The sequence below is a fragment of the Peribacillus sp. NPDC096622 genome (assembly GCF_044762665.1).
GTDB lineage: Bacteria > Bacillota > Bacilli > Bacillales > DSM-1321 > Peribacillus > Peribacillus frigoritolerans_B.
Genome location: NZ_JBIWES010000006.1, coordinates 12599 through 36574 on the forward strand (window position 1 = coordinate 12599; position 23976 = coordinate 36574).

General features: G+C 42.0%; 23 protein-coding genes. 19 read left to right on the plus strand and 4 right to left on the minus strand.

What is annotated here, in order from left to right; genetic code table 11:
* The first annotated feature begins 16 nt into the window (after window positions 1-16).
* The gene (purD, locus tag ACIQYG_RS12760; protein WP_402838523.1) at window positions 17-1291 is read left to right on the plus strand and encodes a phosphoribosylamine--glycine ligase; all 1275 of its coding nucleotides are present in this window, start codon (window positions 17-19) and stop codon (window positions 1289-1291) included.
* A 49-nt stretch (window positions 1292-1340) separates the two neighbouring features.
* Here the strand turns inward: purD and ACIQYG_RS12765 are convergent, their stop codons facing one another.
* Complete coding sequence (locus tag ACIQYG_RS12765) at window positions 1341-1607, minus strand: YgaP-like transmembrane domain (protein ID WP_402838525.1); 267 nt, start codon at window positions 1605-1607, stop codon at window positions 1341-1343.
* Between the two features lie 145 nt (window positions 1608-1752).
* On the opposite strand from ACIQYG_RS12765, the gene ACIQYG_RS12770 reads away from it, so the two are divergent.
* The 16 genes from ACIQYG_RS12770 to ACIQYG_RS12845 all read left to right on the plus strand — a co-directional run bounded on the left by ACIQYG_RS12770 (window position 1753) and on the right by ACIQYG_RS12845 (window position 19900).
* Window positions 1753-3498 (plus strand): adenine deaminase C-terminal domain-containing protein, encoded by a 1746-nt coding sequence (locus tag ACIQYG_RS12770; RefSeq protein WP_402838527.1) that lies wholly within the window; start codon window positions 1753-1755, stop codon window positions 3496-3498.
* A 43-nt stretch (window positions 3499-3541) separates the two neighbouring features.
* The gene (locus ACIQYG_RS12775) at window positions 3542-4579 is read left to right on the plus strand and encodes a DUF3048 domain-containing protein (RefSeq protein ID WP_402838528.1); all 1038 of its coding nucleotides are present in this window, start codon (window positions 3542-3544) and stop codon (window positions 4577-4579) included.
* A 26-nt stretch (window positions 4580-4605) separates the two neighbouring features.
* Complete coding sequence (locus tag ACIQYG_RS12780; RefSeq protein WP_402838530.1) at window positions 4606-4920, plus strand: YerC/YecD family TrpR-related protein; 315 nt, start codon at window positions 4606-4608, stop codon at window positions 4918-4920.
* A 215-nt stretch (window positions 4921-5135) separates the two neighbouring features.
* A complete protein-coding gene (gene pcrB, locus ACIQYG_RS12785) occupies window positions 5136-5819 on the plus strand; it encodes a heptaprenylglyceryl phosphate synthase (protein ID WP_402838532.1) in 684 nt (227 codons plus the stop codon).
* A gap of 61 nt (window positions 5820-5880) precedes the next feature.
* Window positions 5881-8127 carry a DNA helicase PcrA gene (gene pcrA / locus ACIQYG_RS12790; RefSeq protein ID WP_402838534.1) on the plus strand — a complete coding sequence of 749 codons (2247 nt, stop codon included), beginning with the start codon at window positions 5881-5883 and terminating at the stop codon, window positions 8125-8127.
* Between the two features lie 103 nt (window positions 8128-8230).
* Window positions 8231-10237, plus strand: a complete 2007-nt coding sequence (ligA, locus tag ACIQYG_RS12795) for an NAD-dependent DNA ligase LigA (protein WP_402838537.1) — start codon at window positions 8231-8233, stop codon at window positions 10235-10237.
* Between the two features lie 11 nt (window positions 10238-10248).
* Window positions 10249-11418, plus strand: coding sequence for a CamS family sex pheromone protein (locus ACIQYG_RS12800; protein ID WP_402838539.1), 1170 nt, complete (start codon window positions 10249-10251; stop codon window positions 11416-11418).
* Between the two features lie 379 nt (window positions 11419-11797).
* Window positions 11798-12088 (plus strand): Asp-tRNA(Asn)/Glu-tRNA(Gln) amidotransferase subunit GatC, encoded by a 291-nt coding sequence (gene gatC, locus ACIQYG_RS12805; protein WP_034306082.1) that lies wholly within the window; start codon window positions 11798-11800, stop codon window positions 12086-12088.
* Between the two features lie 12 nt (window positions 12089-12100).
* Window positions 12101-13561 carry an Asp-tRNA(Asn)/Glu-tRNA(Gln) amidotransferase subunit GatA gene (gatA, locus tag ACIQYG_RS12810; RefSeq protein ID WP_402838916.1) on the plus strand — a complete coding sequence of 487 codons (1461 nt, stop codon included), beginning with the start codon at window positions 12101-12103 and terminating at the stop codon, window positions 13559-13561.
* Window positions 13562-13573: 12 nt separating this feature from the next.
* Window positions 13574-15001 (plus strand): Asp-tRNA(Asn)/Glu-tRNA(Gln) amidotransferase subunit GatB, encoded by a 1428-nt coding sequence (gene gatB / locus ACIQYG_RS12815; protein ID WP_076372752.1) that lies wholly within the window; start codon window positions 13574-13576, stop codon window positions 14999-15001.
* Window positions 15002-15143: 142 nt separating this feature from the next.
* Window positions 15144-15716 carry an RNA polymerase sigma factor gene (locus tag ACIQYG_RS12820; protein WP_402838918.1) on the plus strand — a complete coding sequence of 191 codons (573 nt, stop codon included), beginning with the start codon at window positions 15144-15146 and terminating at the stop codon, window positions 15714-15716.
* A complete protein-coding gene (locus ACIQYG_RS12825; protein ID WP_402838542.1) occupies window positions 15713-16180 on the plus strand; it encodes a hypothetical protein in 468 nt (155 codons plus the stop codon). Before ACIQYG_RS12820 ends, ACIQYG_RS12825 begins: the two co-directional genes overlap by 4 nt.
* Window positions 16173-17243: a hypothetical protein gene (locus ACIQYG_RS12830; RefSeq protein ID WP_402838544.1), complete on the plus strand. Its 1071-nt coding sequence runs from the start codon at window positions 16173-16175 to the stop codon at window positions 17241-17243. The genes ACIQYG_RS12825 and ACIQYG_RS12830 overlap by 8 nt, the downstream gene beginning before the upstream one ends.
* Window positions 17240-18166, plus strand: coding sequence for a LiaF transmembrane domain-containing protein (locus ACIQYG_RS12835; protein WP_402838546.1), 927 nt, complete (start codon window positions 17240-17242; stop codon window positions 18164-18166). The genes ACIQYG_RS12830 and ACIQYG_RS12835 overlap by 4 nt, the downstream gene beginning before the upstream one ends.
* 181 nt (window positions 18167-18347) lie before the next feature.
* Complete coding sequence (locus ACIQYG_RS12840; RefSeq protein WP_095390365.1) at window positions 18348-19262, plus strand: diacylglycerol kinase; 915 nt, start codon at window positions 18348-18350, stop codon at window positions 19260-19262.
* A gap of 62 nt (window positions 19263-19324) precedes the next feature.
* Window positions 19325-19900: a GNAT family N-acetyltransferase gene (locus ACIQYG_RS12845; RefSeq protein ID WP_402838549.1), complete on the plus strand. Its 576-nt coding sequence runs from the start codon at window positions 19325-19327 to the stop codon at window positions 19898-19900.
* Window positions 19901-19945: 45 nt separating this feature from the next.
* Here the strand turns inward: ACIQYG_RS12845 and ACIQYG_RS12850 are convergent, their stop codons facing one another.
* A complete protein-coding gene (locus tag ACIQYG_RS12850) occupies window positions 19946-20164 on the minus strand; it encodes a methionine aminopeptidase (protein WP_101225004.1) in 219 nt (72 codons plus the stop codon).
* 189 nt (window positions 20165-20353) lie between these two features.
* Here ACIQYG_RS12850 and rlmD point away from each other — a divergent pair, with 189 nt between their 5' ends.
* Together rlmD and ACIQYG_RS12860 are read left to right on the plus strand one after the other, a co-directional pair.
* A complete protein-coding gene (gene rlmD, locus ACIQYG_RS12855; protein WP_402838552.1) occupies window positions 20354-21724 on the plus strand; it encodes a 23S rRNA (uracil(1939)-C(5))-methyltransferase RlmD in 1371 nt (456 codons plus the stop codon).
* Between the two features lie 491 nt (window positions 21725-22215).
* The gene (locus tag ACIQYG_RS12860) at window positions 22216-22737 is read left to right on the plus strand and encodes a YitT family protein (protein ID WP_402838554.1); all 522 of its coding nucleotides are present in this window, start codon (window positions 22216-22218) and stop codon (window positions 22735-22737) included.
* A gap of 8 nt (window positions 22738-22745) precedes the next feature.
* On the opposite strand, the gene ACIQYG_RS12865 is transcribed toward ACIQYG_RS12860, so the two are convergent.
* Both ACIQYG_RS12865 and ACIQYG_RS12870 read right to left on the minus strand, forming a co-directional pair.
* The gene (locus ACIQYG_RS12865; protein WP_402838556.1) at window positions 22746-23606 is read right to left on the minus strand and encodes a DUF421 domain-containing protein; all 861 of its coding nucleotides are present in this window, start codon (window positions 23604-23606) and stop codon (window positions 22746-22748) included.
* Window positions 23607-23637: 31 nt separating this feature from the next.
* Window positions 23638-23844 carry a DUF1657 domain-containing protein gene (locus ACIQYG_RS12870; protein WP_076372773.1) on the minus strand — a complete coding sequence of 69 codons (207 nt, stop codon included), beginning with the start codon at window positions 23842-23844 and terminating at the stop codon, window positions 23638-23640.
* Between the last annotated feature and the right edge of the window lie 132 nt (window positions 23845-23976).

Genomic DNA, 23976 nt, shown 5'->3' on the forward strand with positions numbered 1-23976 from the left:
AGAATGAGGTGCGATAATGAATGTACTAGTAATTGGCCGGGGCGGCAGGGAGCATGCAATAGCCCGCAAACTATTTGAAAGTAAACGGGTTGGGACCGTTTTTGCAGCACCGGGAAATCCAGGGATGACCGATGTAGCGACTCTTGTTCCAATTGATGAAAACAATCACCGGGATTTGGTTGCCTTTGCAAAGAAGAATGCAGTTTCATTAACGGTGATCGGGCCCGAAACCCCATTGTTGAATGGACTTGCAGATGATTTTACGGAGGCAGGATTACAGGTATTTGGCCCTAATGGCCGTGCTGCAGTCATCGAGGGAAGTAAATCGTTTGCTAAAGATTTAATGAAGAACTACAGCATTCCGACAGCGGAATATGAAACTTTTTCTGATTATGATTCAGCAAAAGCATATATCGAAAAAATGGGTGCCCCCATCGTCATAAAAGCGGATGGTTTGGCAGCAGGAAAAGGTGTCGTAGTTGCTATGACGATGGAAGAGGCGTTAGACGCCATCCATGATATGCTAGTCGGAGCAAAGTTCGGGGAAGCATCTGCCAAAGTCGTTATTGAGGAATTCCTTGATGGCGAGGAATTTTCATTGATGGCATTCGTTAATGGGGAAAAGGTGTACCCGATGGTCATTGCTCAAGATCATAAGCGGGTTTTTGATGGAGATCAGGGTCCGAACACAGGTGGAATGGGTGCATACTCACCGGTTCCGCAAATTTCCGATGAAATGATCCAGACTGCAGTCGAAACGATTCTTAAGCCCACGGTAAATGCGATGATTTCGGAGAAGCGGAGTTTTACAGGAATATTATATGCCGGGTTGATCGCTACTGAAAAAGGCACAAAAGTCATTGAGTTCAATGCCCGTTTTGGCGATCCGGAAACGCAAGTTGTTTTACCGCGCCTAAAAACAGATTTCGTAGATACGCTTGAAGCTGTTCTTTCTGGTGAGGATTTAGAACTTGAATGGCATGAAGAAGCTGTGCTTGGAGTGGTCGTCGCAGCAGATGGATATCCAGGGGAATATAAAAAGGGGTCTATCATTAAAGGCTTGGAAAAGATTGATGCGAATGCACATGTTTATCATGCGGGAACGGCTCTCAATAACGAGGGGAATTTCATCGCGAATGGCGGACGTGTACTTTTGGTTGCTGCAAAAGGGAAAGATTTGGCCTCTGCCCAAGCTGAAGTATACAAAGAGTTAGGGCATATTGAGAAAGACGGCTTATTTTGGCGAACGGATATTGGCTACCGTGCAATAAAATACAATTTTTCATCATAATATAAAGAAGCTGACTCTAAGCGGAGTCAGCTTCTTCTTTAAGAAAAACTTAATATGAATCAGATTGATTAGATTCATTTTCCTGTTTTGGTTCTTTTGTCATCAAGTTTTGTCCGTTTTCCATCGCATCGACGACAGGACAATAACGGAGGATTCCTTCGCCTATTTTCATGGCAGAAAGCATGACCACGATTATATAAGATTGGCTTTTCCATGGTTTTTTCACCATCTTAGCCGTAGCCCATGTTAGAAATGTAAAACCACAAGTAATTCGCATTAATGCATTTATTATACTGATATTTTGTTTAAACTTCATATAAAATCCATCCCTTCACAAAAATTTAACAATAATCTGGATAACATTACTGTTCTAATGGGGCAAGTATGTTACTATGAAATAAAATTGGATTGAAAATGGTTTTTTCATACATCTGTTTCTAATAACTTATGGGGGAATGTTTATGCTTGAACAGCGCTATAGATGGAAAAATAAACATCTAAGAGAACATATAGATGTGCTGGATGGCAATAGGGCACCACACATTCTGCTAAAAAATACGACTTATTTAAATCAGGCTTTACGAAAATGGGTAAAAGCGAATATATGGATATATGAAGATCGCATCATATATGTTGGCGATAAGCTTCCTGATAATATAGACCGCTGTGAAATGGTCGACTGTACAAACCAGTACTTGGTCCCGGGTTATATTGAGCCGCATTCACACCCTTCTCAATTATATAATCCCCTTTCTTTTTCACGTTATGCATCTCATTTTGGCACAACGACATTGATCAATGATAACTTGCCGTTTCTATTGCAGTTAGATAAAAAGAAAGCGTTTTCTCTTTTGAAAGAATTACGTAACATTCCTGTAACAATGTATTGGTGGAGCCGCTTTGACGGACAAACGGAATTGATCGATGAAGATATGGTCTTTTCCCATGGGGCCGTTAAATCATGGCTGGAGCATGATGCCGTATTACAGGGCGGGGAACTAACAGGATGGCCGAAGCTTCTCGATGGGGATGACATGATGTTGCACTGGATTCAGGAAGCCAAGCGAATGAGGAAGAAAATAGAAGGTCACTTTCCAGGTGCTTCAGAGAAGACTTTAGCAAAAATGACCTTGTTCGGCGCCGATTGTGATCATGAGGCAATGACAGGTGATGAAGTCATGTCACGCTTGCTGCAGGGCTATTATGTATCGTTAAGACATTCTTCGATCCGTCCGGATTTACCAAAGCTGATACAGGAAATCCATGAACTGGGCATCGACCACTATGACAAATTCTTTTATACGACAGATGGATCGCCGCCGTCCTTTTATGAAGGTGGTTTCATAGACTGCTTGATCAAAATAGCGATAGAGCATGGAGTTCCGGTCATCGATGCTTATAACATGGCAACTATCAACATCGCACGATATTATAACATTGAATACCTTCATGGCAATATTGCCACGGGAAGGGTAGCGAACATCAACTTCCTGACCGATGTAAAGGAACCCGCACCGGTTTCGGTAATGGCGAAAGGGAAATGGGTTAAAAGGGATGGTGAAATCATTCCGGATAAACAGGAAATCGAATGGAGTGATTTCGATTTTAAACCGCTCGATCTTGATTGGGATCTCAGTTTAAAGGAAGATTTTGAATTTTCCATGCCGTTTGGAATTGAATTGGTCAATAATGTAATTACGAAACCGTACTCCCTTGCCAATGATGTTGGACATGAAGAACTGAACTTTGAGGATGATGAATGCTTTTTCATGCTAATCGATCGCGAAGGGAAATGGCGTATCAATACGATATTAAAAGGGTTTGCGGACAAATTGTGTGGCTTTGCCGGCTCTTATTCCAATACAGGTGATATCATACTGATCGGTAAAAGGAAAAAGGATATGCATTTGGCATTTAACCGGCTGAAGGAAATCGGCGGTGGAATCATTTTGACGGAACAAGGCAAGGTGATCCATGAACTTCCTCTGAAATTAAAGGGAGTCATGTCCACCAAGGAGGTTCCCGAATTGATAGAAGAAGAAAATGAATTGAAACATTTACTGCGTGAGAGAGGTTATCGCTTCGCCGATCCTGTGTATACCCTTTCATTCTTTTCGACAACCCATCTGCCATATATAAGGCTGACCCAGCGAGGAGTATATGATGTAATGAATAAAACTATACTCTTTCCTACTATAATGCGTTAAAATATAAGAGAAGAAATGGCTAATAAATCAGAGGAGTGGAAAGATGAATTTTAAGAGAGTTCTTTTCATCGTTATTGCTATTTTCCTGCTGGCAGGCTGTTCGACTAAAGAAGATCCTGCATCGGATGACAGTAAGCCGAAAGACCAAGCTGTCATCAAAAATACAGATGTGAAAAATGAACCTTCCAATGAGTTTCCACTTACAGGTGTAGCCACCGAAGCAGGCAGTGAACGAAGGGCTGCAGCAGTGATGATTAATAATCATCCGGAAGCACGCCCACAATCGGGCCTCTCAGAAGCCGATATGGTTTACGAAATGCTCGCAGAAGGTGACATAACCAGATTTTTAGCTATCTTCCAAAGTGAAATGCCAAGCCAAATCGGTCCGATCCGGAGTGCAAGGGACTATTATATCGAATTGGCTAAAGGCCTTGATTGCATCTATGTCTGTCATGGGAATAGCCCCGAGGCAAAAACCATGCTGGACAAAGGGTATATTGATAACTTGAACGGATTATATTATGATGGTACTTTGTTTCAACGTTCGGCAGATCGAAAAGCACCGCATAATTCCTACACCTCCTTTAAGGATATCCAAAAAGGTGCAAAGGAAAAGGGATATGAGTTGAATGGTGCACCGGAGCCTTATGCTTTCCTTACAAAGGAAGAGGCAGCTGGACTTCAAGGGGAACAGGCATTGAAAACCGAGGTTTCCTACGGATCAGACGAGTATGATGTACAGTATGAATACGAAGCCACGGAAGAGAAATATAAACGTTATTCGAATGGAGAGCAAACAGTCGAGCATAAATCGAATAAACCTATTTTACTGGATAATATATTGATCATTGAGGCTGCTCATCAAGTGATCGACGATAAAGGGCGTCGTAAAATCGACTTGAAAAGTGGCGGAAATGGTTATTTACTTCAAAAAGGAAAAGCGAATGAAGTAGAATGGGTTAGTAAGGATGGTCGGATTACACCAGTGAAAAACGATAAGGAAGTAGGGTTGATTCCAGGGAAAACTTGGATCAATATTATTCCGGATGATCCTGGTTTAGTAGGAGACGTCTCATTTTGATACCCATGAAATTGAGGGGGAGTAACATGCAAATTGATAAGTTAAGAGGAAAAGAAACGGATCAGCTGTTTAAGTCGATCCTTTCCTTGCGTGATTTGGACGAATGCTATCGATTTTTTGATGATTTATGCACAGTTAATGAAATTTCATCATTGGCACAGCGTCTTGAAGTAGCCCGCATGCTTGAAGAAGGAAAAACCTATCATAAGATCGAAACGGAAACGGGTGCAAGCACGGCTACGATTTCCAGGGTCAAACGCTGCTTGAACTACGGAAATGATGCTTATTCCATGGCTCTGAACCGTATTAAGGATAACGTAGAGGAAACAAAAGAATCTTAATTCTTTCGATTATAATAAAAAGCCGGGGAATTCATATCCCGGCTTTTTATTTTGAGTTCCCTCATTGCCGGCTGTCTTTCAGCAGTATCCATGTTATATTGGATTTTAGATTCAGAGGTTCCATTTGGTAATAACATTTTATCGATACTTCTCTTTTTTAATGAAAAATCTTAATGCTATAATGGTGTAATGGGAAGTGTGAATGGAGGATTATAATGTACGATTTTCGCGAGTGGAAACATGTTTTCAAACTCGATCCAAATAAAGAAATAAGTGATGAGGCACTTGAGAAAGTCTGTGAATCAGGTACTGATGCAATCATGGTCGGGGGAACGGATGGAATCACGCTTGAGAATGTGCTTCATTTAATGGCACGTGTCAGACGATATACCGTCCCCTGTGTGATGGAAATTTCTTCAGTTGAAACGGTGACGCCAGGGTTTGATTTATATTTCATTCCGAGTGTCCTGAATAGCACCAACCCGGATTGGATGATGAAACTGCATCAGAAAGCAGTCAAGGAATACGGATACCTTTTGAATTGGGATGAAATTTTCGTTGAAGGGTATTGTATCCTGAATCCTGAGTGCAAGGCCGCCCAATTGACGAAAGCCAATACCGATTTGGATATGGATGATGTGGGTGCATACGCTATGATGGCAGAAAAGATGTTCAACCTGCCGATTTTTTATTTGGAATACAGCGGTGATTATGGCGATGTCCAGGTGGTGGAAGCGGCCAAAGAGAGTTTGGAGGATACCGTACTATTCTATGGCGGTGGGATAAAATCGGTTGAACAGGCCAAAGAAATGTCTAAGATTGCGGATGTCATCGTTGTCGGCAATGTGATTTATGAAGATTTGAAAGTGGCACTTGCAACAGTTACGGCTGTTAAATGAAAACATGTAATAAATATAGTATACTAAAACAGAAACGAATGTTCGTATAGGTGGTGTGATAATGCAATATTTAGCGGAAAAATTATTAATAGGTTTGAATGAACAGCAACAAAAAGCAGTGAAAGCAACAGATGGTCCACTTTTAATCATGGCTGGGGCAGGAAGTGGAAAGACGCGTGTGCTGACTCACCGGATAGCTTACTTGATGGTCGAGAAGGAAATAGCGCCTTGGAACATCCTTGCAATCACGTTCACCAACAAAGCGGCACGTGAGATGAAGGAGAGGATCCGTGCCATACTTGGCGGTGCGTCCGAAGATATCTGGATTTCGACTTTCCACTCGATGTGTGTCCGTATTTTACGAAGAGATATCGACCGTATCGGATTTAATAGGAACTTTTCGATATTGGATACGACGGATCAGCAATCGGTCATAAAACAAATCATGAAAGACCGTAATATGGATACAAAGAAATATGATTATCGTGCCATTTTGGGTAGCATCAGTTCAGCGAAAAATGAATTGGTCGGGCCGGAAGAGTACCTAAAGACGGCGTCTGATTACTTCACTAAAGTAACTGCCGATGTCTATACGGAATATCAAAAACGGCTGCGTAAAAATTCAGCGCTCGATTTCGATGATTTGATCATGATGACGATTCAATTGTTCCAGCTCGTACCTGAGGTGCTTGAATATTATCAGCGTAAATTTCAATACATTCATGTAGATGAGTACCAAGATACGAACAGGGCTCAATACATGCTTGTTAAACTATTGGCTTCACGCTTCCGTAATCTCTGTGTCGTCGGGGATTCCGATCAATCGATCTATCGTTGGCGCGGTGCGGACATTGCGAATATCCTTTCATTTGAAAAAGATTATCCGAATGCAAACATGATTTTCCTTGAACAGAATTACCGCTCGACGAAAAAGATCCTTGCAGCTGCGAATAAGGTTATCGATAACAATCAAAACCGTAAGCCGAAAAATCTTTGGACCGAGAATGCAGATGGCAATAAGATATTCTATTACCGTGCGGACAATGAACAAGGGGAAGCACAATTCGTAGCCGGAAAGATAAATGAGTTAGTTCAGGACGGCAGCAGGAAATATTCAGATATAGCAATACTTTACAGAACGAATGCACAATCACGTGTCATGGAGGAAGTTCTGCTTAAATCCAATATAAATTATGCAATAGTCGGGGGCACTAAGTTCTATGACCGTAAAGAGATTAAGGATTTACTTGCCTATCTTCGCCTTATTGCGAATCCTGATGATGACATCAGCCTTCGCCGTGTAATCAATGTACCAAAACGCGGAATTGGTGCAACTTCGATGGATAAAGTGGCAGATTATGCAGATCAATATGATGTTTCCATATATAAAGCACTGGAGTCTGTGGAAATGGCAGGAATAAGCGGGAAGGCTACCAAAGCGGCAAGGGAATTCCATACGCTGATCACGAACTATACAAATCAGCAGGAGTACTTATCCGTGACGGAACTTGTGGAAGAAGTCATCAAGAAAACCGGTTACCGTGAGATGCTGCAGGCAGAAAAAACGATTGAATCACAAAGCCGGCTTGAAAATATAGATGAGTTTTTATCTGTTACGAAAGCATTCGAAGATAACAGCGAGGACAAATCATTGGTGGGCTTTTTGACTGACCTTGCGTTGGTTGCCGATATAGACCAACTTGACGAGAATACCGAAGAAGCTACAAATATGGTAACGTTGATGACATTGCATTCAGCGAAGGGACTTGAATATCCGGTGGTCTTTCTATTGGGCCTTGAAGAAGGGGTTTTCCCTCACAGCCGCTCGCTTATGGATGAAGAGGAGATGGAAGAAGAACGCCGTCTGGCTTATGTGGGAATTACAAGGGCCGAAAATGAACTATTCATAAGCAATGCCCAAATGCGGACATTGTATGGACGGACGAGCATGAATCCCGTTTCACGTTTCATCAGTGAAATACCAGAGGAACTTCTCGAAGACTTAAAGCCGAAACCTGCTCCTAGAGCTAGGCAAACGCCTTTCAGCTCTTCGAGAACTGGGTCTCCTTCAACAGCTTCAACAAGAAAAGTGCCTGCCTTTGGAAAAGCTGTTTCTTCACCATCCGCAACGGGCGGTGAAGAAATCGGCTGGGCTGTCGGTGACCGTGCATCCCATAAAAAATGGGGTATAGGAACCGTAGTGAGCGTAAAAGGGGAAGGCGAAGGAAAGGAATTGGATATTGCCTTTCCAAGTCCAATCGGCATTAAACGCCTATTGGCGAAATTTGCACCAGTTGAAAAAGCATAAGCTATTAATACGCTCCTACTGGTAAAGAATAGGGATATCTGACTTTAGACACCGCTCTTCTATAAGAAGTGCGGTGGAGTCTTCTTTAGAAAGGATTGAACGTATGGACTTACAAGCTGCAGAGAAGAAAGTTCTGGAACTGCAAACGTTATTGAACCAATACAGCTATGAATATTATGTGATGGACCAGCCATCAGTACCTGATGCTGAATATGATCGGCTGCTCCGTGAACTTATTGGGTATGAGGAGAAATTTCCGGAACTGCAAACGGCGGACTCACCGACACAACGGGTCGGTGGCGCCATTTTGGATATGTTTGAAAAGGTGGAGCATACCACACCGATGCTTAGTTTAGGCAATGCCTTCAACGAAAGTGACTTACGGGATTTCGACAGAAAGGTCAGACAATCTGTAGGTGACAATTTTTCCTATGTATGTGAATTGAAAATTGACGGACTTGCCGTCACACTTCAATATGAGAATGGATACTTCGTAAGAGGGGCAACCCGAGGAGATGGAACGATCGGTGAAGATATTACCGCTAATTTGAAAACGATCAAGTCGATCCCATTGAAGTTGCGGGAGCCGGTCGCCATAGAAGTGCGCGGCGAGGCCTTCATGCCCAAAAAATCATTCGAATCACTAAACAAGGCTAAGGAAGAACGCGGTGAGGAACCATTTGCAAACCCACGAAATGCCGCTGCCGGCTCGTTAAGGCAGCTTGATCCAAAACTTGCTGCGAAACGGAACTTGGATATTTTCCTTTATGCGATTGCCGATTTGGGGGAAACAGGGGTCCGCTCCCACAGTGAGGGTCTGGATTTATTGGATCGACTCGGGTTTAAGACGAATCGGGAGAGAAAAACATGCTCGAATATAGAGGAAGTACTGGCCTATATAGTAGAATGGACGGAACAACGTTTAAACTTAGCCTATGACATTGATGGAATTGTCGTTAAGGTGGATTCCCTTGAACAGCAGGATGAATTAGGTTTCACTGCAAAAAGTCCGCGATGGGCCATTGCTTATAAATTCCCAGCTGAAGAAGTCATTACAACCCTAAGGGATATCGAGCTGAATGTGGGCCGTACGGGTGTATTGACCCCGACTGCCGTTTTGGATCCCGTCCGGGTAGCGGGTACGACTGTGCAGCGAGCTTCACTTCACAACGAAGACTTAATCCGTGAAAAGGACATCAGAATCGGAGATCAAGTGGTTGTGAAAAAAGCGGGTGATATCATTCCAGAAGTAGTCAATGTACTGGCAGAGCGCCGTACAGGGGAAGAAGTCGAGTTTCAGATGCCGACTGAGTGCCCTGAATGCAGCAGTGAACTTGTCCGGCTGGATGGGGAAGTTGCTTTACGCTGCATCAACCCGAAGTGTCCTGCACAAATACGGGAAGGCTTGATTCACTTTGTTTCCCGTACAGCAATGAATATAGACAGTCTTGGTGAAAAAGTGATTAGCTTGTTATTTAAAGAAGAACTCATACAAGATGTTGCTGATATCTATAAGCTTACATACGATCAACTGATTGCTTTGGAAAGGATGGGGGATAAGTCCGTCAATAAACTTCTCCAAGCAATTGAAGCTTCGAAAACCAACTCGTTGGAAAAATTACTATTCGGGCTGGGCATTCGCCATGTTGGTTCAAAAGCTGCCAAGACGCTTGCGAGGGAATTCGGGACGATGGAAGCCTTAAGCAAGGCGAGCCGTGAAGAACTAACGGCCATCAATGAAATAGGCGATAAGATGGCTGATTCCATCGTAGCTTATTTTGAATTGGAAGAAGTCCATGCATTATTGAATGAGTTGGATGCAGCCGGTGTGAATCTTACTTTCAAAGGGCAAAGAGCTGTTGCTATAGAAGATATCGACTCCATTTTTGCCGGTAAAACAGTCGTTTTAACGGGTAAACTGCATCAGTTAACACGTAACGAAGCAAAAGAGAAATTAGAGGCGCTAGGAGCTAACGTTGCTGGAAGTGTCAGCAAGAAAACCGATTTGGTCGTAGCTGGTGAAGATGCCGGTTCCAAACTGGCAAAAGCTGAAAGCCTAGGCGTCATGGTATGGGATGAAGAGAGACTGATTGAGGAACTAAATAAATAAGAGGTGTAGCTATGAGGAAACACTCTATTTTGGGGATGATTCTTATACTGCTTCTTGCTGGATGTGCGCCTAGTTTCGAGGATAAGCAAGAGGTAGTTCAAGACTCCAAAGACAAAAAAGAAACGGCAATTATTCCGAAGTATAAAATTTCGGAAGAATATTATCAAACAATCCTACCGTTTGAACCATCAAAAGCACGCGGTTTGGTCGTATCCAATCTAAATACCCGATATGACATTGAAGAATTCGAAAATGGATTGATGCGGTTGGCGCAAACCCAATTCGATCCGGAAGATTACCTTTTTCAAGAGGGGCAAATGCTGAATAGTTCCACCATATCTTCCTGGCTGAACAGAAAATATACCGATAGTCAGTTGAAAGAAAAGAAAAAGAAAGCCTCAGAGAACCTTGGCTTGAATCCGGTTGATCCAGGTAAAGGTGACATTGATAAGCGAAATGAAGAAAATCCGATTTATCTTGCCCATATTTTAGAACATAATTACTTGGTGAAAACAAAAGATAATTCAGTGAGCCTTGGCGGAGTTGTAATCGGTCTTGCGTTGAATTCAGTGCATTACTATCAAAAAGAGGCATTCGGTGCCACCTATGAAAATAAAATCGATAGTAAAAAGCTAAAGCAAGAAGGGGAGAAAATTGCTGCAGAAGTCTTAAAAAGGCTGCGTAAAATGGATAAGCTGAAAAATGTTCCGATTACGATTGCCTTATTCGAGCAAAATGAAAAATCTTCAGTAGTCCCTGGGAATTTCATTTCCTATACAAATATCGATAAAAACTCTGACAATATTGGAAAATGGACGAACTTGGACGAAGAGTATTTCCTATTTCCTTCTGCTGCTGCTGAAAAAAAATACCGTGATGACGTCAATACTTTCACGAACTTTAAAGAAGATGTCGAAGAATACTTCCCTAACTTTAACGGAGTCATCGGCAGGGCGTTCTATATGGATGATCAATTGCAAAGCCTGAACATCGATATCCCGATTCAATTTTATGGGAACTCGGAAGCGATTGGCTTTACCCAATATGTTGCTGGGCTCATAATGGAACGTTTCCCGAACTATATTGCCGTACAGGTATCCATTACGTCTGTAAATGGACCTGAAGCGCTCATAGTCCGTGAAGCAAATCAGGACGAACCAACCGTGCATATATACGAATGAAAAAAGATGAAGCTTAGCGGCTTCATCTTTTTTGCGACCTGCTTTTCATTGAAACCTATTTCCTTGTGGACTTCAAATAACCTTTAACAAGGAACAAAAATATAAAATAGAAAGAAACCCTTCCATCTTAGGGAACAAGTGCTTTAAAAAGGAAACATTTGTCGGATATTAAAAGCCTTATTGTCATTTCCCCGGAAATTTCGGCAACTTTCCCATATTTCCCGGAAAATATCTCTTTTTCCTTATGAAATAATTGAATTTCGACAATGTATCTCTTGTTGCTTTACTGTGCAATAGTTTGATATGATTTAAGCGTTAATTATTTGGAGAAAAGCGACGAAATTCAGTCGATTTGGATATTTTTTCGGAGGTGAAGAGAATGTCACGTATTTCTATGGAACAAGTTAAACACGTTGCCCATTTGGCCCGATTGGCCATTACGGAAGAAGAAGCAAAACAGTTTCAGCATCAGCTTGACCAAATGATTTCATTCGCAGAGCAGTTGAATGAGCTTGATACGGATCAAGTTAACCCGACTTCTCACGTTTTGGATATGAAGAATGTTATGCGCGAAGATGTCGCAAAACCGGGATTGCCAGTGGAAGAAGTAGTTAAAAATGCACCGGATAGCAAAGAAGGATATATCCGTGTACCATCTATAATTGAATAAGGAGGGACAATGATGTCGTTGTTCGAACAAAAGGTTTCTGAGCTTCATGAACGCTTACATAAGAAAGAGATAAGTGTCACTGATCTTGTTGACGAATCGTATAAGCGGATCGGACAGGTAGAGGACAAGGTGAAGGCATTTTTGACACTTGATGAAGAAAACGCCCGCAATCAAGCAAAACGATTGGATGATCAATTGGTAAAAGGCGAGAACGAAGGCGCTTTATTTGGTATGCCAATCGGAGTGAAGGATAATATTGTCACTAAAAATTTGCGTACGACTTGCGCGAGCAAAATTTTGGAGAACTTTGATCCAATCTATGATGCAACAGTTGTCCAAAAGCTACAGAAGGCAGAAACGGTTACGATCGGGAAATTGAATATGGATGAGTTTGCGATGGGTTCTTCCAATGAGAACTCCGCATTTCAGGCAACACGCAACCCTTGGAACACGGAATATGTGCCAGGCGGTTCTTCGGGTGGTTCAGCTGCATCTGTCGCTTCCGGTGAAGTCCTATTCTCTTTAGGTTCCGATACGGGTGGATCGATTCGCCAACCAGCGGCATATTGTGGAGTCGTCGGCTTAAAACCTACATATGGACGGGTTTCCCGATTCGGACTTGTAGCATTTGCGTCTTCATTGGACCAAATCGGGCCAGTTACAAGAACTGTTGAAGATAACGCTTATTTGCTTGAAGCGATTTCGGGTGTAGATCCAATGGATTCGACCTCTGCAAATGTTGACGTGCCGAATTTTGTGAATTCATTAACAGGCGATGTTAGAGGATTGAAAATAGCTGTGCCTAAAGAATATCTTGGCGAAGGCGTTGGTGAGGAAGCGCGTAATTCCGTACTTGAAGCGTTAAAAGTATTAGAGGGTCTTGGAGCTGAATGGGAAGAGGTATCCTTGCCGCATTCCAAATATGCTTTAGCTGCCTATTATCTGCTATCTTCATCGGAAGCTTCGGCTAACCTTTCACGTTTTGACGGTGTGCGTTATGGACATCGTACAGATAATGCAGAAACTCTTATAGAAATGTATAAGCAAACCCGTGCAGAAGGATTCGGTGACGAAGTGAAACGCCGTATCATGCTTGGGACGTTCTCCTTAAGTTCCGGTTATTATGATGCTTATTATAAAAAGGCTCAAAAAGTACGTACATTAATCAAAAAAGACTTTGAAGATGTCTTTGAAAAATACGATGTCATCGTTGGGCCGACTACACCTACGCCTGCATTTAAAATTGGTGAAAAAGTCGACGATCCATTAACGATGTATGCTAATGATATTTTGACGATTCCAGTCAATCTTGCTGGTGTACCGGGTATATCCGTGCCATGTGGATTCGCAGCGAATGGTCTTCCGCTTGGACTGCAAATGATTGGGAAGCATTTTGATGAAAGCACGATTTACCGCGCTGCTCACGCATTTGAGCAAGCAACAGATTTTCATAAACAATTTCCTAAGCTGTAAGGGGTGAAAATAATGGACTTTGAAACGGTGATTGGTCTAGAAGTACACGTAGAATTAAAAACGGATTCTAAAATTTTCTCAGCGAGCCCAAATCATTTTGGTGCCGCTCCAAATAGTAACACGACTGTAATTGACCTAGGCTACCCAGGTGTATTGCCTGTCGTCAATAAAAAGGCTGTTGATTTTGCAATGAAGGCTGCAATTGCCCTGAATTGCGAAGTGGCGGAAATTACGAAATTCGACCGGAAAAACTATTTTTACCCGGACAATCCTAAAGCATACCAAATTTCACAGTTCGATCAACCGATCGGTGAGCATGGTTGGATTGAAATCGAAGTGGGCGGCAAGAAAAAGAAAATTGGCATTACCCGCATTCATATGGAAGAGGATGCTGGAAAGCTGACACATAAAGGGAACTATTCACTTTGTGATTATAACCGCCAAGGTACGCCTCTTGTTGAAATCGTATCCGAACCGGATATCACTTCCCCGGAAGAAGCATATGCTTATTTGGAAAAGTTGAAATCCATCATTCAATACACCGGCGTTTCCGATTGTAAAATGGAAGAAGGCTCACTTCGTTGTGATGCTAACATTTCCTTGAAACCTGTCGGCCAAAAAGAATTCGGTACGAAAACCGAATTGAAAAACTTGAACTCATTCAACTTCGTTCGCAAAGGGTTGGAGCATGAAGAAATCCGACAAGCGGAAATCTTGAATGAAGGCGGCATAATCGAACAGGAAACTCGCCGTTTCGACGAAGCTACAGGCAGAACCGTACTAATGCGAATTAAGGAAGGCTCCGATGATTACCGTTACTTCCCGGAACCGGACTTATTGACGATCCATATCGATGAAGAATGGAAAGCGCGTATCGCTGCCGAGATTCCGGAACTTCCGGATGCCCGGAAAAAACGCTATGTCGAAGAATTTGGCTTACCTGAATATGATGCAGCCGTTTTAACGGTGACGAAAGAAAGTGCTGATTTCTTTGAAGCGACAGTCGCTTCAGGCGCGGATGCAAAACTAGCATCCAACTGGATCATGGGTGAAGTTTCCGCTTTCTTGAATGCAGAAGGCAAAGAGTTGCATGATGTCAAATTGACTGCTGAATCGTTGGCTGGAATGATCAAGCTGATTGAAGATGGCACGATTTCTTCTAAAATCGCTAAAAAAGTTTTCAAAGAATTGATTGAAAACGGCGGGGATGCTGAAACGATCGTCAAGGAGAAGGGACTAGTCCAAATTTCCGACGAAGGCGCATTGCGTACAGCCGTTGAAGAAGCATTGAATAATAACCCGCAATCAATTGAAGATTTTAAAGCCGGTAAACAAAAAGCAATCGGCTTCCTTGTCGGGCAGATTATGAAAGCGACAAAAGGACAAGCCAATCCACAACTTGTTAATAAAATTTTGGTGGAAGAAATCAATAAACGTTAATATTGACCGTATCACTTTTAAAGTGGTACGGTTTTCTCTTGAGTAATGAAAGAGTTTACTAAGAAAAATAATAAGCGGGAAAATAATTTTGATTTTTTTTGAGTTATCTGTAGGGGTAACTCCTTTTTGTGTCGTCTATTACATGAATGTTTATCAGGAAAGGGGAAGAGAAGTGACCGATGAGTTAGTTGAGAAGGTAAGGGCTGGGAATGATCATGCATTCCGAATGTTGATTGAAACATATAAACAGACGATTTATAGAACCGTCTATTCCGTCTTGCGGAATCAAAAGGATGCAGAAGATGTTACCCAGGAAGTCTTTATCAAAATCTACACTTCTCTTCCTCAATATAAGAACCAAGGCTTCAAAACTTGGATTACCCGAATTGCGGTCAATCATGCAATCGATCTAAAGAGAAAGAGGGAACGCCAAAAGGAAGAATTACAGGACGAACATTCATCGGAAGTTAATTTGGGCTTAACTGATGAAGTCGAGGCAGTATTTTTTCGGAACGAAAGGCGAAAGCAAGTATTACGGAAGCTGAATGACCTTCCAGAGGGATATCGGGACGTTGTATATGGCTATTACATAAATGAAAAGACATTCAAGCAAATTGCAGAGGAACAGCAGATTCAAGTGAAATCTGTGGAGGTAAAGCTATATCGGGCAAGAAATTGGATGAGAAAACATTGGAAAGAGGAGGATTTTTCATGAATCATGTTCCAGAGGCAGGATGGGCTGCATATTTGGCAGATGAAATACCAGAGGCTCTAAAAATTGAATATGAAAATCATCTATACTCCTGTGACAAGTGTTTGTCCACCTATATGGAAGCGATGGAAAAAGAAGAAACAAGTCTGGGAATTGAAGGATTTGATATTGCAGGTCCAGTCATGGACTCGATTAGCCGATTGAAAGGCGGCTCTGTTGAAGAGGCTAAGCTACACCGGAAAGAGAAGTCACTTCGGACAATCACAAGACATTACCTGATTGCGGCCGGCTTTACGATTTTATTAATGGCAGGCGGAGTATTTCAATCATTGACAGAATACGTGGATTCTGTGGAATCAAGCAGCGATAAGAAAACGCAGTCCTTAACCGATGGACTTATTGATAAAACATTTAATTGGATGGATACAATCGAAAAGAAAAATAAGGAGGGGTTTAGGAATGAATAAAAGTCCGGTATTAGCTTTTTTATTATCCTTTCTGCCAGGTTTCGGACATTTTTACCTAGGAAGGAAATATAAAGGGTTATTTTATTTTCTTGCCACGGCTGGATTGGGGCTAGGAGGTCTTTTTCTTTCGTTGATTAGTCAATCGGATGCGTTTCTGGCTTTTTCCGTTATTGGAATGGTGTTTTATTTCATCAGTATATTTGATTTGGTGGTCACCTCACTGAGGAATCCTAAAAGTGAAGAGGATGTGGAGGGAATGGCAAATCAGCCGGAAGCCGAAAGATTTTATGTAATCATCCTTTCATTCGTTCCTGGATTAGGGCATTTTCAATTAGGCCTCATGAACCGTGGGCTCATTTTTCTCATCGGCTTTTTAGGCCTTGGCATCATGGTGATATTCATCAGTGTGATGACACAAATGGAAGGCCTGTTAATATTCATGGCACTATTGCCTGTTATCTGGATTTACAGCTTTTTTGATTCTGTTCAACAGTTGAATAAAAAGCAAAAAGGTGAGGAGCTCATCGATCGGACCGTTTTGGAAGATTTCGAGGAGAGACGGGAATCCGGGAAGAAGAGTAAATCGGTCGCGACTTTATTCGCTATTTTCCCTGGTGCAGGTCACTTATATTTAGGGCTGCAAAAACGTGGGATACAATTGATGGCTGGCTTTTTATTCGCCATTTACATACTGGATTTACTCCGGTTAGGTTTCTTCTTTTTCCTTATTCCAATTATCTGGTTTTATAGTTTTTTTGATGGATTGCAAAAAGCATCGAAAATGGAGGAGGGTCCAATAGAAGATACGCCCATCATTTCGGGAATGGTCAATCATCAAAAATGGTTAGGACTGGGGTTGGTGGGACTTGGAATCTATTTCTTGGCTAGTAATATGATCGTCCCGGCCATTGCTCCTCATTTAGATGAATGGATTGGAAGTAACTTGGAATATTGGTTTAGAGATTATTTTCAAAAAGGTCTTGTATGCATCCTTCTTATAGGCGGGGGAATCAAATTGCTGTCGGGAAGTAAAAAAGGGAGTGTCAAGGAGGAGAGAAAATGAGAACATGGAGAGTCGGAACGATTTCAATGGGAATCTCCCTGATTGGTTTGGGTTTGGTTTTACTGGTTTCTCAAATTGCGGATATGAATTTGACGACGATTCTGCTATCATGGTGGCCGTTGCTATTCATTATCTTGGGTGCAGAGATTCTCTTCTATATTTATTTTTCCAGAAAAGAAAGTTCTTTTGTGAAGTATGATATTCTTAGCATTCTTTTCGTGGGTTTGCTTGGAACGACAGGAATAGTTTTAATCCTGCTTACATCAAGCGGATTGATGGATCAAGTCAGGGCTGCCGTGAATAGTGAAGAGAGAACGGTCAATTTGCCTGGTTTCAATCAAAAGGCAGGGAAAGGCATACAGAGAGTTGTCCTGGACTCTGGCCCATACCCATTGACAATTGAAAGTAGTAATGACGGGGAAGTTTCCGTTTTTGGAACATATGGTGAGCGGGTAATGGAAGGTGCTGATTCGTTGTTGAAGAAGGCGGAAGATTATTTACTCGTTGAGAGAAATGGTGATACGCTTTATATAAGCTTCAAGGATTTGCCGATTCAAAATGGACTTTTGGACAGTGGTACAATGAATCTTAAGGCATCCCTTATAATCCCTGCTGAGTTGGCAGTGGAGATAGACGGACAAAGTACCGATCTTGTCTTGAAGCCTAGAAAGCTCTTGAATGACTGGAGTGTGAAGGATAGCGGAAATCTAAGTGTTTTCCTTCAGGATAATAGTGATATCAAGATTGATGCTAGAGGGGTCGAGGAACTTGAAGGTCCTGAGAATGGCTGGAAGATGAATGAAGTGAAAGAAGAAACAAATGAAGAAGGTATTGTAAAAAAGAATGGGATATTCAATATTGGTGAAGGGAAACATACATTGACGGTTACTGACACATTTAACGTGAATGTTCAATATCCATGATTGAAATCATTTACTAGAATAAAATTGTAAAAAGCATTATAATTTTCCCTGATAAGATTTCTAGTAAAAATGCAGAAGATATGGACCGGAATACGGTCCTCTTTTTTTCGAATATTGCTTTTCATGTAACGAAGGATTAAGATGTAAATTATGGAATCAATATGTATAAGGATGATGGGAAATGAAAAGAGCAAGGTTGATTTACAACCCGACTTCGGGCCGGGAAGCCATTAAGAAGAGCCTGCCAGGTGTGCTAGCAAAGCTTGAAGAAGCTGGTTATGAAGCTTCTGCACATGCGACGACCGGTGCTGGGGATGCGACGAAAGCGGCTAAGATAGCGATTGAACGCGGCTATGATGTAGTTATTGCAGCAGGGGGCGACGGTACGATTTATGAGGTTGTTAATGGACTGGCCACTGCAGAGAAACGTCCGAAACTAGGAATCATTCCGACGGGAACGACCAATGATTTCGCGCGGGCGCTGCATTTACCGAAGTCGATTGAAGGGGCAGCCGAAATTATTGCCGGTGGGCATACGATGCCGATCGATATCGGGAAAATGAACGATAAGTATTTTATCAATATCGCTGGCGGGGGCAGATTGACCGAATTGACCTACGACGTTCCGATCAAGCTGAAAACGATGCTTGGTCAGCTAGCATACTATATTAAAGGAATTGAAATGCTACCTTCAATTAAGCCGACTGAAGTTTCCATTGAATATGATGGAAAGCTTTTTGAAGGAGAGATCATGCTTTTCTTGGTGGCTAACACGAATTCGGTCGGCGGCTTCGAGAAACTGGCCCCTGACGCGTCTTTGAATGATGGTATGTTCACGTTGCTTATTTTAAAAAAGGCAAACCTAGCTGATATTGTCCGTGTCGCAACATTGGCAATGCGCGGTGAGCATATCCATGACAAAAACGTCATTTATGAAAAAGCCAATCGAATTAAAGTACAGGCCAAAAAGGACATGATGCTTAATTTGGATGGGGAATTTGGCGGGATGGCCCCGGCTGAATTCGTCAATCAGTACCGCCATTTTGATGTATTCATCCCGCAAGGACTATTGCCGGATGATCCGGCAAATAAATAAGGTGAAAAGGCCACTGAATCTGGTGGCCTTTTCAGTTTAATGAAGCAAGGAGAATGGCAAACATGTATATCAGGAAAGCGACACCGGAGGATGCGGACAAGGCCGCCATATTGACCCGGTTAGCGATTAAGGAAATTGCAGAGGTTCTGACAGGTGAAACGGAAGAAGAAAGAATACTTTCCGTTCTTGCCGATTTGTTCAGGAAAAGTGGGAATCGGGTCAGCTATGAAAATACGCTTGTCAGTGAACATGATGGACAAGTATCTGGATTGATCATTGCTTACCATGGCAAGGATGCCGAAAGCTTGGATGAACCGATAGTGAAACAATTAAGGATGAAAATGAAAGACCCAAGCGTTACGCTCGATAAGGAAGCGGAAATGAGAGACTTTTATTTGGATACAGTGTCCGTTGACCCGGATTTTCAGGGAAGAGGAATAGGTAGTGCACTGATTCAATATGTGGAGGGATACGCTAAACATAAGGGATATCCAAGGATTTCTTTAGTTGTGGAAAATGAAAATGAAGCGGCGAATCGTCTCTATAGCAGATTAGGATATATAGAAATGAAAACAATTTCGATTAGCGGCCATGAATTTCGCTATATGGTAAAGGAAATGGAAGAACCTCCTGTTTAACAGGGGGTCCTTTTTAGTCTTTTGAAGTTTTGGCACTGTATGCGATTACATTTGCTGCCCATTCATGGCTGCCCAATCAGCGTAAGCTCCGGTGCCATTACAGCCGGGACAGTCGTGGATATCGGAAAAATGATATTCCGTAGGTACGAAGGAGCTGTATCCACGTCCGTAACAATCCGGACAGAGGCCCTTTTCCTCCATACTTGCTCGATGTTTTTCTAACCTTGTAGCATTCCAGGCCGATATAGAGTTAAATAAACCCATTTCCTCACCTCATTTATTTTTCCTTATTTTTCTTTTTTTATTGAACTTTTATACATGGAACTATGAAAAATCCGTAATTCCTTCCACTATATTTTTATGAAAAACAAGGTAAATTGGTGAGTGGTTTTGTGGCAAGGCCTCTATTGTGGTAAAATACAGGCTAGCATAAAAAAGAAAAGAGAAGATGATATGAAAAAAACAGCACCAGTTGCTAAAAATGATATAGTAGAGGTTTTATTTGAAGATTTAACCCATGAAGGAGCTGGCGTCGCCAAAGTCGATGGCTACCCGATCTTTGTTCAGGGCGCCCTTCCAGGTGAAAAAGCAAAAATCAAAGTGATGAAGGCTAATAAGGGTTATGGTTTCGGACGCTTGATGGAGATTATCGAAAACAGTCCATACCGGGTTGAGGTCACGACTGAAGATTACCATAAATACGGTGGTTGTCAGCTGCAGCATATGAGCTATGAAGGGCAGTTGGAATTCAAGGAAAAGCAAGTACGTGAAGTGATGACGCGCATTGGGAAACTTGAGGATGTAAAGGTTCACCCAATCATCGGGATGGAGAATCCAACCCATTATCGCAATAAAGCGCAAGTGCCTGTTGGTGAAAAGGATGGCCAGCTAATAGCAGGGTTCTTCAAACCGAGGACACATGAAATCGTTGAAACGAAAGAAAGCATTATCCAAAATGAAGTGATCAATGAAGCCGTTCAAGTTGTTAAAGAGATTTTTAGTAAACTTGGTATCCCTGCTTACGATGAAGAGGCACATAAAGGCGTATTGCGGCACATCATGGCCCGTTATGGTAAGCAAACAGGGGAATTAATGATTGTTCTTGTTACAAGAACGAAAAGTATCCCTTTCATCGAAACCATCGTGAAGGAAATCGTTGAGCGTCTCCCGCAAGTGAAATCCATCGTTCAAAACGTGAATTCCAAGAAAACGAATGTTATCTTGGGCGATAAAATGACTGTGCTATGGGGCGACGAAGCAATCCATGATATGATCGGTGATGTGAAATTTGCGATATCAGCAAAATCCTTCTACCAAATTAATCCAGACCAAACGAAAGTCCTTTATGATAAAGCTCTTGACTATGCAGGGCTGACTGGTGAAGAAACGGTGATAGATGCCTATTGCGGCATTGGAACCATCTCTTTATTTTTAGCAAAAAAAGCGAAAAAAGTAATCGGTGTCGAAGTGGTCGAAGAAGCGATAGAGGACGCACGCCGCAACGCTGAATTGAATGAAATCTCAAATGCAGAATTCATGGTCGGCGATGCGGGTAACGTTATTGCTGAATGGTATCAAAAGGGCAACACTGCTGATGTCATCGTTGTGGATCCGCCTCGCAAAGGTTGTGAAGAATCCCTTCTGAATACGATCATCGAGATGAAACCTAACAAAGTCGTATACGTATCATGCAACCCAGGCACTTTAGCGCGTGATCTTCATATCTTGGAAGAAGGCGGATATAAAGCGGTTGATATCCAGCCTGTCGATATGTTCCCAATGACGACACATGTTGAAAATGTAGTGTTATTAGAGTTGAAATGATTGAATGAGGGCCCGGTCTAATTGACTGGGCCTTCATTTTTATTATGCTTGTACAATATGGACGTTGATTTCCGCTCAGGCACTCGCTTTCCCGCTTGGTCGGCCCTTAGCGTGCGCCGCGGAGGCTCCCTTAGACACGCTTTTCACGCAGGAGTCTCTCGCACCCGCTCCAATCAACTTAGTTACAAAAGTTAGATAGAAACCATGCCTAAAGGAGTTGCAGGGCTGCTTTGGGTCAGTTGTTTCGGGAACCTCATTTGAAGAGGGATATGTGTTCAGAACCCCTTTTGTCAACAAACTGTGGGTCCCGGTCTAAATGACCAGGACCTTTTTTACATAGTTGAATTGAAGAAAAGGAAGAGGGATTTTTTTTTGCATGTTTATTCTTGACGCCCTGACTTGGACATATATTAAGAAATATATGGATTGGGAGGCAAGGTGATTTTATTAATTTTCAAAAAGCGGTGGCTGTAATTGTTGGTAGCTTTTTGGTGGGCATTGGAATTAATGGATTTTTGGTTCCTCATCATTTAATAGATGGCGGCGTAATTGGGATTGCGCTCATCCTACATTATTTCTTTGGTTTTCAAACGGGACTATCCATGTTGATCCTTAGTATTCCTATATTTTTATATGCCTGGTATTATGAACGGCCTTTTTTCTATAGCAGCGTTCACGGATTGCTTTTGACATCCCTTTTTATGGATTGGCTTAATCCATTGAAAAAGGTCTTTTCCATTTCAATTCTGACAAGCTCTTTGATTGGCGGTGCCATCATAGGCATGGGCATAGGACTCATGCTTCGATATGAGACAAGCAGCGGGGGAACGGATATGTTAGCCAAAATCATCTCAAAATCTACCTCCATGGATATTGCTTTGGCGATTATCGTCATAGATACACTAATCATTTCAGCAGCAGCATTCACCTTAGGTATCGAAATTTTTCTTTTTTCATGTGTGACGATCGTCATCATTGGACTGATCACATCGCTTATGAAAATGAGGAGATGAATAAATAATCAGTTCCTTAAGATATGGGCTACGTCATCTATTGCCTTTTGCAGCTTTTCGCTATTTTTAGTATACATCTCTTTAGCTTCCTTTGATTCAGTTCCAAGTGCAAACAACTCTAAGTCCGCTTGGCATTTTTTCAAAGTCGCGAGAATAAGAGGCTTTTCTTGAGGAGAAGGAACTTTAAGTTTATCATCAAAAAGGTCCACAGTTAATTCTCCGTTAGAATTGGCTTGACCAAGAAAAACATTATCGAGGATTACCCCCAACTTATCCAGTTCAGTATGAAGCCAATGTCGGTTCAGACCAATCGTGGAAAGTGGTTCATCAAGTATATGGCCGTCCATGATGATGGTTTGTGGCTCCTTTACTGCAGCCACTGGGAGGTTAAGGTCCTTAGGTGTTATAGGTTGATTTTGCTTCTTTAACATTACGGAAAAATCCCCATTGGCTTCCAATAAGGCAAACTCAACTTCAGAAATATCAAAGACATCCTTTTTTCGGAGCAATCCCAGCAATTCATCAATGGTATATTTCTCTTTTTTTAAATTATCTTCCATGACTTTCCCATCTTTGATGAATACCGATGCTTTTCCTTCAATAAGATCACGAAAGGTTTTACTTTTTAGGGATATTAATCCTGCAATGTAGGGGGCTATGGCAAAAACGAGAATGGACAGTACGCCATACATAATATTGCCTTCCACTTTTGTAGCTAATTCTGCCCCAACATTACCAATGGTTATGCCCGTTACATATTCAAAAAAGGAGAGCTGGGACAATTGTTTTTTTCCTAACACTTTAGTGATCAAAAAAAGAACAATTAAAAAGAAAAATGAACGTAAAAGAATTTCTATCCAATCCGGCATTACCAAACACCTCCTGCTTTGATCATGGTTATTAAAAACCTTTATATTGTGGTTCTTCCCGTTCTAACTCGCCCACACGCTTCTGTACATCCTTCATAACTTCATTCACCACCAGCATCGTTTCATGTAAAATGCGTTTAGATTCATCATCTTGAGTCCGGAGTGCTAAGCTGGATAAGCCTGCTTCAACTCCTTTTAGGCTAGAGACACATTGTTTGACATTGGAAGCTATCGTCATGCAGCATCCTCCTTATCTTTTTAGGTCTAAAATAATGACACGGAACAATGAGGTCAGGCACTGGTTGCTTCAAACATGTCAGCGGCAACAACCGATCAATCGGTGCTTTTCCACATCCGCTAAGGCTACGGA